General features: G+C 51.9%; 10 protein-coding genes. 8 read left to right on the forward strand and 2 right to left on the reverse strand.

The annotated features are described in order from the left end of the window. The first annotated feature begins 14 nt into the window (after nucleotides 1-14). Nucleotides 15-1,697: an asparagine synthase B gene (gene asnB, locus AB7C91_RS06720; RefSeq protein ID WP_332447317.1), complete on the forward strand. Its 1,683-nt coding sequence runs from the start codon at nucleotides 15-17 to the stop codon at nucleotides 1,695-1,697. On the opposite strand, the gene AB7C91_RS06725 is transcribed toward asnB, so the two are convergent. Further along, a complete protein-coding gene (locus AB7C91_RS06725) occupies nucleotides 1,685-2,296 on the reverse strand; it encodes a cadmium resistance transporter (RefSeq protein ID WP_428590061.1) in 612 nt (203 codons plus the stop codon). The genes asnB and AB7C91_RS06725 overlap by 13 nt on opposite strands. Before the next feature lie 104 nt (nucleotides 2,297-2,400). Here AB7C91_RS06725 and AB7C91_RS06730 point away from each other — a divergent pair, with 104 nt between their 5' ends. Together AB7C91_RS06730 and AB7C91_RS06735 are read left to right on the forward strand one after the other, a co-directional pair. Continuing rightward, the gene (locus AB7C91_RS06730) at nucleotides 2,401-2,859 is read left to right on the forward strand and encodes a MarR family winged helix-turn-helix transcriptional regulator (protein WP_332447315.1); all 459 of its coding nucleotides are present in this window, start codon (nucleotides 2,401-2,403) and stop codon (nucleotides 2,857-2,859) included. Nucleotide 2,860: 1 nt separating this feature from the next. Continuing rightward, complete coding sequence (locus tag AB7C91_RS06735; RefSeq protein ID WP_428590064.1) at nucleotides 2,861-3,697, forward strand: DUF6544 family protein; 837 nt, start codon at nucleotides 2,861-2,863, stop codon at nucleotides 3,695-3,697. A 5-nt stretch (nucleotides 3,698-3,702) separates the two neighbouring features. Here AB7C91_RS06735 and AB7C91_RS06740 read toward each other — a convergent pair whose 3' ends face one another. Next, nucleotides 3,703-4,794: a LacI family DNA-binding transcriptional regulator gene (locus AB7C91_RS06740; RefSeq protein WP_332447313.1), complete on the reverse strand. Its 1,092-nt coding sequence runs from the start codon at nucleotides 4,792-4,794 to the stop codon at nucleotides 3,703-3,705. Between the two features lie 133 nt (nucleotides 4,795-4,927). Between AB7C91_RS06740 and AB7C91_RS06745 the strand changes: the two genes are divergently transcribed. The 5 genes from AB7C91_RS06745 to AB7C91_RS06765 form a co-directional block, all read left to right on the forward strand. Beyond that, nucleotides 4,928-6,187 carry an ABC transporter substrate-binding protein gene (locus AB7C91_RS06745; protein WP_332447312.1) on the forward strand — a complete coding sequence of 420 codons (1,260 nt, stop codon included), beginning with the start codon at nucleotides 4,928-4,930 and terminating at the stop codon, nucleotides 6,185-6,187. A 56-nt stretch (nucleotides 6,188-6,243) separates the two neighbouring features. Beyond that, entirely contained in the window at nucleotides 6,244-7,134 is an 891-nt protein-coding gene (locus tag AB7C91_RS06750) for a sugar ABC transporter permease (protein WP_332447311.1), read from the forward strand. Next, a complete protein-coding gene (locus tag AB7C91_RS06755; RefSeq protein WP_332447310.1) occupies nucleotides 7,131-7,961 on the forward strand; it encodes a carbohydrate ABC transporter permease in 831 nt (276 codons plus the stop codon). The genes AB7C91_RS06750 and AB7C91_RS06755 overlap by 4 nt, the downstream gene beginning before the upstream one ends. A 16-nt stretch (nucleotides 7,962-7,977) precedes the next feature. Then, nucleotides 7,978-10,299 (forward strand): alpha-xylosidase, encoded by a 2,322-nt coding sequence (yicI, locus tag AB7C91_RS06760; RefSeq protein ID WP_428590070.1) that lies wholly within the window; start codon nucleotides 7,978-7,980, stop codon nucleotides 10,297-10,299. A gap of 25 nt (nucleotides 10,300-10,324) precedes the next feature. Next, nucleotides 10,325-10,878 (forward strand): DUF1697 domain-containing protein (locus tag AB7C91_RS06765; RefSeq protein WP_428590073.1); only part of this gene is annotated, 554 nt, incomplete at its 3' end.

Raw genomic sequence — 10,878 nt, forward strand, 5'->3', positions numbered from 1 at the left:
CGGAGGTATTCAGGATGTGTGGATTTGTAGGTATGTTTGACATTCGCTCAGGTTCCTCAGCCCTCCGCTCCCAGGTTTTGACGATGTCGCGCAAGATTCGTCATCGGGGACCGGATTGGTCCGGGGTATTTGCATCAGAAAAGACGATCATCAGCCATGAACGGCTGGCCATCGTCGACCCGTTGTCGGGAGGTCAACCGCTGTACAGCAAAGACAGGAATCTGGTGCTCGCGGTCAATGGAGAAATCTACAACCACAAGGAGATACGCAAACGGTATGCGAATTCCTATGAATTCCAGACCCAAAGTGACTGCGAAGTGATCCTTGCCCTTTATCAGGACAAAGGACCCGATTTCCTGGAAGAATTGAATGGTATTTTCGCCTTCGCTCTGTACGACCAGCAGAAGGATGTCTATCTCATCGCCCGTGACCATATCGGGATCATCCCCTTGTACCAGGGATGGGATGATGAAGGGAGGTACTATGTGGCCAGCGAGTTGAAGGCGCTTGAGGGGGTGTGTTCCTCAATCGAGCTCTTTCTGCCCGGCCAATACTTCTATAGTCCCGATGGAAAGCCCAAGCAGTGGTATGCACGAAGTTGGACCAGCTACGATGCGGTCAAGGACCACGGTGGTACGATCGAGGAAGTCAGGACGGCACTCGAAGCGGCGGTAAAGCGCCAGTTGATGAGCGATGTACCCTACGGAGTCTTGCTCTCCGGTGGGTTGGATAGTTCCATCATTGCCGCCATTACCGCAAAATATGCGGCCAAGCGGGTCGAATCGGATGACCAGGAAACTGCTTGGTGGCCTCGCCTGCATTCCTTTGCCATCGGGCTGGAGGGCTCTCCGGACCTGAAGGCGGCCAGGATTGCCGCCGATTACTTGAAGACGGTGCATCATGAGGTGCATTTCACCATTCAGGAAGCATTGGACGCCATCAGTGATGTCATCTATCATCTGGAAACCAGTGACATCACTACGGTCAGGGCGGCGACCCCGATGTATTTGCTGGGCAGGGTCATCAAATCCATGGGGATCAAGATGGTGCTCAGCGGGGAAGGAAGCGATGAGCTTTTCGGGGGGTATCTGTACTTCCATAAGGCACCCAATGCCAAGGAATTCCATGAGGAGACGGTACGCAAGCTTTCCAAACTCCATCTGTATGATTGCCTCAGGGCGAACAAATCGCTTGCTGCCTGGGGTGTGGAGGGAAGGGTTCCCTTCCTGGACAAGGAATTCATCGATGTGGCGATGAACCTCAACCCCGATTTGAAGCTCTGTCCCATCATCGGGGAGAACAAGCGTATTGAAAAGTGGATTCTCCGTGAGGCATTCAAGGATTATTTGCCCAAGGAGATCGTCTGGAGGCAGAAGGAGCAGTTCAGTGATGGGGTCGGGTACAATTGGATCGATACGCTGAAGCAGTTAACCGGCAGTCTGGTCACCGATGAGCAATTCGCCCTTGCCGCCAAGCGATTTCCCATTCATACACCTGCCACGAAGGAAGAATATTACTACCGAAGCATCTTTGCCTCACACTTTCCCAGTGAGAGTGCGGCCCGGTGTGTTCCACGGGAAGATTCGGTGGCTTGTTCAACGGCGACGGCTCTTGCTTGGGATTTGTCCTTCAGGCAGATGAATGAACCAAGCGGTCGTGCTGTGGCCGGGGTCCACGCCGATGCCTATGCAACATAACCTTTGAGCAGTGTTTTGAGTACACCGAGGGTCCCTTGGCCAGAAAGGATCGAGAGACCCAAGGTGATGAATACCACAGGGATCAAGAGGGAAGCAAAGCGGGCGAGTAGTTGCTGGATGTGTCGTTGGTTGGCCAACAGGTATCCGGCAGACCAGAAGAGCAGAGCCATGAGCAGGAAAGTCAGGACCATCACGATCCAGGCAACTTGGGTCAAGGTGGTGAACCAAGGGATGTAGATGGCCAGGTTGTCTGAGCCACTGGCGATGGTGACCAGCAGGGCGGTACGCACCAGTTTCTGTTCTTGGAAGGTGATGCTTGCTTCGTTTTTTTCTTTCTTGCCCCTGAGTTCCTTGATGCCCAGTACGATGGGCAGCAGTCCGAGCAGTCCGATGTATTCCGGTTTAAGGAGTCGACCCGTTAGATAGGATCCAACCAGGCTGATGGCGACCAACACTCCTATTCCCGACAGATGTCCCAGGAGAATGGCGATTCTTTCCCCTTTTTTCTTGGCTTGGGAGTGGAAGAGGATGAGCAGGACCAAATCATCGATGCTGGTGGAAATATACACCACAGCCGACTGAAGCGCGATTGCGTACATATACAAGCCATAGTCAAAGAGGACGGGATTTTAGTCAAGAGGAATTGACTTAAGGTAACCTGTTACCTATAATAGGTAACAGGTTACCCAGTAGGAGGGGTTTCATGGATACGGATGCAATGAAAGCGGAGTTGTTCGGAACGTTGTTCATTTTGGCCAATCGTCTGCAGGTTCTCGGGGACCTGTTGGATTCGTCGGTGAGTACCAAGCAGTGGTTACTGCTGGCGGTACTGCTGAAATGCCCAAAGCAGCAGAGTACACTCAGCAATCTGGCTTCCCAGATGGGAACCAGTCGACAAAATGTGAAGAAAATGGCACAGATCCTGGAACAACGGGGCTTTCTCAAACTTCAGCGTCCTGCGTCGGACAAACGGTCGGTGGTGCTTTCTCCTACCCAGGCATGCTTGGACCACCTGACGGCGCGATTTCCGCTGGAACAGCAGTTCATCGAGCAATTCTTCCAAGGGTTTGCGTATGAACAACTGGAGGAGCTTCATCGCGGATTCGGCCGATGGATGCACAATCTGATGGAGATGGAAACAGGAAATGCGAGGGAGGAGTAGGATGTTGTGGGTTCTTGGTGGTTTGATCGGGTTGGTGTTGGTGGTCTTGGGTTTTCTGTTGATTCCCCCTTCCCGGGTGCAACGTCGGTTTGCGGCTTTGGAGCAGTCATTCATCTCTCGGTTGGGATCGAGTGAGGGCGTGTTCACCCTTGAGGATATCGCACATCTTCCTCCGGTCGTACAGGCGTTCTATACGAACGGCGGGTATATCGGGAAACCGAAGATGACCGGTCTGAAGGCATCCTTTTCCAAGGTTTCCTTTTCCTTGGGACAGAACAAACCCACCATTCCCATCATCTACACCCAACTCAATGGGGTGAAGACGATCGAACGATATGCCCACATTGACGCCCGTATGTATGGGCTCCCCTTTGAGGGGCTCGATTCCTTTTCTGCAGGAATCGGTTCCATGGAAGGGTATCTTGCCAAGCAGCTTCGTCTGTTCAACCAAACAGGCGACTATATGGACAAGGCTTGTTTGGTCACCTACCTCGCCGAGGCGTTTTTCCTCCCGACGGTCGGTCTCTCTGATGCCATTTGCTATGAACAGCTTGATGCGTATACGGTGCGGGCGACGATCAGGGCATTCGACATGGAGGCAAGTGGGGTATTCACTTTCTCGGAGAACGGACAGATGCTTGCGTTCACTACCAACGACCGTATGGCGGCGTCCTTGGACGGCAAGCTCGAACAGATTCCGTGGACGGCAGAGTGCAGTGACTACACGAAGCAGGATGGAATTTGGGTGCCTTCCCGCCTGAAGGCAACCTGGCACTACCCGCAAGGGGATCTGGTGTACTTCGATGGTACCGAGGTGCAGGTGACCTATTATTATTGATGCGTTCAGGAGAACAGCTTCGCCGCCAGGAGGCCTTGGATGAGGGAGCGGTTTTCCGAAAGTATCAGATTGTGGTCTATGCTCAACTGCGCAAGATGCTTTGGTTGGGCGGACTCGATCGTCCGTTCCAATGCCATTACGGTGTAATACCCCTGAAGCGTGGGGCTTTGGTCGATGACTGCCGAAAGAACGCGTGTTTTCAGGTGCCTGGTCGCTGCATGGTCCAGATCATGGACCACGGTGATCAAAGCCGAGGTATCGACGGTTTCCAAGGCTTTGAGAAATTCAGTGTTGAAGGCCGGGATCAGGTACATCGCCTGAACCTTCGGTTGATAGGCTTGCACCAAATCCTTGATTTGGCTGTCTTGGTATCCGACCTGCAACTTGGTGTCGAAATATTGGACATGTACGGTGATGTCGGGGAAACTGCGATTCATCAGATCAAGGAACCCTTCCATCCGCATCTTGTTGATGTTTGGATGCTCGCTGATGGTCTGGTCTTCCTCATAACACTGCAATACGAGCACTTCTTTCTTGGGTGACAATTGTAACGCCCGTGCAATGAAATCCGCAGCCAGCCTGCCTCCAGCTGCATAGTCACATCCGACATAGCACAATCGATTGCTTTGTGGGGCGTCGATATTGAAGGTGACGAAGGGAATTTTGGCCTGCTCGATGCGGTTCAGGATGGCTTGCATGTCATACTTGCGTTGGTTTACCAAGCCTATGGCATCCACTCCGTTCTGCAATTCCTCTTCCAACTTGGCCAGATACGTCTGGGTATCGCGTTCGGGAATCCGATGATAATGGACTTCATAGTTGAAAGGTTTGAGCTGTTTGGCTGCCACATTCACGCCTTTTCCTATTTCATCCCAGAAATAGACGGGAAGTGTGGAGGAAAACAGGGCGATGGTACGGGTGGTGTTGCGCACCAACACCTGGCTCGCCCGGTGTGGTTCATAACCGGTTTGTTCTGCATAGGCAAGAATTTTTTGCTTCAGCTGTTTGGAGACATACCCGGTATTGTTGAGTGCACGGCTTACCGTCATGTAGGAAATGCCCAACTGTTTTGCAATTTCTTTCTGTGTAAGTCCCATACTTCCTCTACCCATGCATCCAATAGCAACAATATTCTCATATGAATGAATTCATTGACAACCATACTACCGTATGTTATACGTATAACATACCACAGTATTTGGACCTAGATATCAAAAAAGGAGAATTGGTATGAAAAAACTACTGGTAGTGACCTGTGTGCTTCTATTGGTCCTCGGCTCATTGTCTGCTGCAGGACAAAAGGAAGCTGCTTCACCAAATGTGACCTTGAATGTATTGTTCTACAGCCCTGAACTGGCGGATCAGTACAACGACATGGTAGCGGCGTACAAAGCCGAAACGGGTGTCACCCTGGACATCACGGTACTGCAGACCGACTATCGTTCGGTGCTGACCAGCCGTCTGAACAGCGGGGATGTTCCCGACATCTTCATGAGCAGCGCCTATGCAGACAATTCCACCTACAAGGATTATGTCTATGATTTGACGAATGAGGACTTCATCAAACAGATCGAGCCTTCCGCCCTGCAGGGTGTTACAGTCAATCAGAAGGTGACCGGCTATCCGTTCCTCGTCCAGTCCCACTCCTTCATTTACAACAAGAAGGTGTTCCGAGACAACGGCATAACCACTCTTCCCAAGACGCTGGCTGAATTCGAGGCTGTTGCCAAGAAACTGCAGGCCAATGGTGTGCAACCGTTCGCCACCGGCTTCAAGGAATTCTGGGTACTGCCGCAGACTGCGTGGCAGGCGATCGCAAACGTACCGGTTGACCAGTATGGTGGATATGAGAATTTTGTAGGTATGCTGAATTCGGGTAAGCTCAAGTTCAAGGACATTCCTCAGATGAGCCAGGTGTTTGACTTGTTGGATCTGATCAAGCAGTACGGCGGGCCAAAGCCGAATGAATCGGATTTCAATGATCAGACGTCTGCCTTGGCCACCGGCAAGGTAGCCATGATCCATCAGGGCAACTGGGCTGAGGATTCCATTAGAAAGACCAATCCGGATGTGGAACTTGGATTCTTGGTGGGACCGACCGGAAACGATGCGAAGAGTGCCGGCATCATGTTTGATTCAAACCAGACCATCCGTATTGCGAAGGACAGCAAGAACCTGCAGGCCGCCCTTGATTGGCTGCGTTGGCTGACCACCAGTGAGTACGGAAAGAACTGGATTCCGGGCAAGGTGAAGCAGCTTTCCCCGATCATCGGTGCAGCTGCTCCTGAATCCCAGATTGCACAGGAGACCTCTTCGTTGCTTGCTTCAGGAACCGTAGGATATCCTTGGTTCTACCAGATGTTCCCCACCGGAACCGAGCAGCAGCTGGGCGCCATCCTGCAGGGGTATTGTGCAGGACTGACCAACCGCAGCCAAACGCTGGATGCGCTTGATGCCGCATATGCAAAAATTGCAAAGGCAGCACAGTAATTCAATCCTTCTTCGAACGTGGCCGGAATACGATTCCGGCCACATAAGGGGACAGCATGACACCACGTGCACGTAAGCAAATGAACCGGGCAATGGTCTTCGGATTCTTCACCGTACCGGCGCTTCTGGCGATACTCATCTCCGTTGAAATTCCGTTTATCATGAGTGTGGTCTCCTCCTTCACCAAATGGAACGGACTGGATCGGGTCCAGACTTTCATCGGTCTGGCAAACTACAAGGAATTGTTTCTCGATGATCTGGATATGTGGAAAGCATTCGGGTTCACCCTCCGCCTCACCATCGGCAGCGTGGTGATCACCAATCTGCTTGCCCTGTTGCTGGCAGTGATTCTGGACAGCAATCTGGTCGGCAGGAATGCGCTTCGGGCGGCATTCTATGTGCCGAACATCATCAGTTTGATTATTATCGGCTATATCTGGCGGTTCATATTCTCAGCCGGATTCGAGTCGTTTTTCCAAAAAACCGGGCTTCCTTTTTTCATGTTCAGCTGGCTCGGTGATGTAAAGTTGGTCTATTTCAGTGTGTTGATGGTTTCCATCTGGCATTCGCTCGGATTCTATCTGGTTGTGTATATCGCAGGGTTGCAAACAGTCCCCCGCGACTTGATCGAGGCTTCCATGATCGATGGGGCCAACCGCGTGAAACGGTTCTTCCGCATAACCCTGCCTCTAATCATGCCTGCGGTCACCGTCAGCGTATTCCACTCACTGTCCAACGGGTTGAAGGCGTTCGATGTAATCTTCAGCCTTACCAACGGCGGGCCCGGCAACACCACGACCACCATCGCCTTGGATATCTATCGCACTGCCTTCGTGATCAATCGGTTCGGTTACGGCACGGCCAAGTCGGTCATTTTGTTCCTCATGATCCTTGTGCTCTCCATTTTTCAGGTTCGCATGTTCAAGCAACGGGAGGTGGAGGTATGAGACGTCGTACGCTTTGGTCCTTGCTTCCTTCGCTTCTGCTCACGTTGGTCGCAATCGGATATCTGTATCCGTTGTTTCTGGTGGTCATCAATTCCTTCAAAACCTTCAGCGAGATCACCAGCAACGTACTGGCTTTCCCCACTACGTTGGTCTGGAAGAATTTTCAGAATGCGTTCCGCATCATGGAATATCCCCGATACTTTCTCAATACCTTGCTTGCCACAGCAGTGGGCGTATGTGGGGTGGTGGTGGTCAGTTCCCTTGCCGGCTACAAGCTTTCCCGTACCAAGACCCGCTACAGCTTTGTCATGTTCATGGTCCTGATCGCTCCCATGATGATTCCCTTTCATTCCTTCATGATTTCCTTGGTGAAGGTCGCCAAGCAATTGCATTTGATCGGTTCCCCCTTGGGGTTGGGCATCTTGTATTGGGGGCTTGGAGCATCATTGGCTTTGTTCATGTACCACGGGGCGGTGAAATCGGTACCGCAGGAATTGGATGACTGTGCGCTCATCGATGGTGCATCCCCCTTCCGAGCCTTCTTCCAGATCATCTTCCCCTTGCTCCAGCCGGTGACCGTTTCGGTTATCGTCATCAATACGATGTGGATGTGGAATGATTTTCTGCTTCCCCTGCTGGTGCTCAGTGGATCGAAGAAATCCCTCACGCTGCAACTGGCGGCTTACAATTTCTTCGGCTTGTACAAAGTCGAGTGGAACTATGCGATGGCAGGGGTGTTGCTTACGATCCTTCCTGCCGTAATCTTCTATCTGAGTCTGCAACGGTACATTATCAAGGGTATGGTAGCAGGAGCGGTCAAAACCTGACCAAGGGAGAATCATCATGAAATATAGGGACGGTTATTGGAACATCCGTACAAATGTTCAGCTCTTGAACAAGGTTGATATCGTTGATGTGCACCAGGAAGCGGGAACCTTGACCATCTATACGGCTGCCAAGCGGATAGATAAGCGGGGTGCTACGTTGAATACCCCGATGCTCACCACAGTAGTCTCATCCCCGTTGCCCGATGTATTGCATGTCCGTTCCTACCATTTCAAAGGGGCATTGGATCGAGGACCGCATTTTTCATTGCAACCCGACCAACACAAGCAGATGATCATCGAGCAAATGGGAACCGCGTATACCGTACGATCAGGTGAGCTTTCCCTTAGCGTCGGGGACAGCGGCCCTGCCGACCTTTCGTTTTTCTACCAGGATCGACTTTTGACCACATCATCAGGCCAACTGAGCGGGCATGCTGTCCTCGACGGGCAGGATGCATACCAATTGGAATACCTCAGCCTTGGAGTAGGGGAAACCATCTATGGTCTGGGGGAACGGTTCACCCCGTTTGTGAAGAATGGACAGGTTGTGGATATCTGGAATGAGGATGGTGGTACCAGCAGCGAGCAGGCGTACAAGAATATACCTTTCTATCTTTCCAGCAGGGGGTACGGGGTATTGGTGGCAAATCCCGGGAGAGTCTCCTTTGAGGTGGGATCGGAAGTGGTGACCTCGGTTCAGTTTTCCGTCCCCGGACAATGCCTTGATTACTATGTAATCGGGGCAAAGAGCCTGAAGGATGTGCTTGGCAAGTATACCGAGTTGAGCGGTAGGCCGGCTTTGGTGCCTGCTTGGTCCTTCGGGTTGTGGCTGACCACCTCGTTTGTGACGTCCTATGATGAGCAGACCGTCAATCGTTTCATCGATGGTATGGCTGAACACAAGATTCCTTTGCACGTATTCCATTTTGATTGTTTCTGGATGGAGGCGTTCCAATGGGTCGATTTCACTTGGGATGCAAAGCAATTCAGTGATCCTCCGGCTATGCTTGCTCGTCTGCATTCACGGAACCTGAAGGTCTGTGTATGGATAAACCCGTATGTTGCACAAAAATCAGCCTTGTTTGATGAAGGCCTTGCCAACGGATATTTGGTGCATAACCTAGACGGGAGTGTATGGCAATGGGATCGATGGCAGGCAGGGATGGGGTTGGTGGATTTCACCAATGCGGATGCCGTGCGGTGGTATCAAGGGAAACTGAAAGCGTTGTTGGATATGGGGGTCGATACCTTCAAGACGGACTTTGGTGAGCGCATTCCCACCTCGGTGCAGTATGCTGACGGCTCGGACCCGATGAAGATGCATAATTACTACACGTATCTGTACAACAAAGCGGTGTTTGAACTCTTGGAGCAGGAACGGGGAACCGGTGATGCGTTGGTGTTCGCACGTTCCGCTACGGTTGGAGGCCAAAAGTTCCCCGTACATTGGGGCGGTGACTGCTCGGCGACCTATGAGTCTATGGCAGAAAGTCTTCGCGGTGGGTTGTCCCTTTCCTTGTCAGGCTTCGGCTATTGGAGTCATGATATCGGAGGGTTCGAAAAGCGTGCCACCCCCGATTTGTTCAAACGTTGGATCGCCTTCGGCCTGCTCTCCTCCCACAGCAGGCTGCATGGCAATGAATCCTATCGGGTTCCTTGGGACTTCGACGAACAATCCAGTGAGGTCCTCAAGTACTTCGTTGAACTCAAATGCAGCTTGATGCCTTATTTGTTCCATCAGGCGTGCGATGCACATGTACATGGATTGCCGATCATGCGGGCCATGGTCCTGGAGTTTCCGGATGATCCGGTCTGTGCTTTTTTGGACAGACAGTATTGTCTTGGTGAGCATGTATTGGTTGCTCCTGTTTTCCAGGATGATGGGAAGGTTTCGTACTATCTGCCCAAGGGGAGATGGACGCATCTGTTGAACAATCGGGAGGTATCCGGTGGTTCATATCAGAGCGAGGTGTACGACTACTTCAGTCTTCCGCTCTTTGTTCGGCCGAACAGTATCCTTGCCATCGGCAGCGAACATGCAAAGCCCGATTATGACTATGCGGATCAGGTAACATTCCATGTGTTTGCTCTGGAAGAGGGTGCCCGTGCAACGGCGGTTCTGAACGATCTTGGGGGAGCGGTGAAGGCAATCTGTACCGTCACGCATGCCCATGGATCCTATCAGGTACGCATTGAGGGGACGATCGGAAGCTGGGCGGTATGCCTGCGTAATATCCAAGCAGTTCAATCCACCGACCAAGGAAGGGTTGCTTTTTCTCCGGACGGGGTGGTGGTTCAGCTGACATCCGAGCAAAAGGCATGTACCATCAGAATTTGAGGGAGTTGGTCGCAAGCAGAATCGAATGTGGTATGTTGCATTGTTTCGGGGGCTTAATGTCGGGGGGAATCATCGAATCGCCATGGGTGATCTGCGACAATGCTTTTGGGAACTGGGCCTAAAGCAGGTACAGACCTATATCCAAAGCGGTAATGTGCTTTTTGCCTCCGATGCGGTAAAAATGGATCTGGAGCAGACCATCGGCCATGCGTTCCAAAAGCGTTTCGGATTCGCAAGTGAGGTCATGCTGCGCAGCAAAAGGGAGCTTGGCTTTCTGATCGAACAGCTTCCGTTTTCCCCACAACAGGTGCTGCAAGCCGAGACTGCTGATGACAAGGTCGAGCATCTGTATGTCTATTTTCTTGATCAGGGTCCCACAAAGGAACAGCTGGAAGCAATCATGCAAGGATATGAAGGCCCTGACCGCATGCAGGCAGGGGAGCAGGAACTCTACCTGCTGTTCCAAAAAAGTATCCGCGTGTCCAATCTAGCTGCGCGTACCGCAAGGGTTTTCGGCAACGCTACGGTACGCAATTGGAAAACGGTGAACAAGCTGTATGCCTTACTGGCTGAACAGGA

The sequence above is a fragment of the Sphaerochaeta sp. genome, from assembly GCF_050256055.1.
GTDB lineage: Bacteria > Spirochaetota > Spirochaetia > Sphaerochaetales > Sphaerochaetaceae > Sphaerochaeta.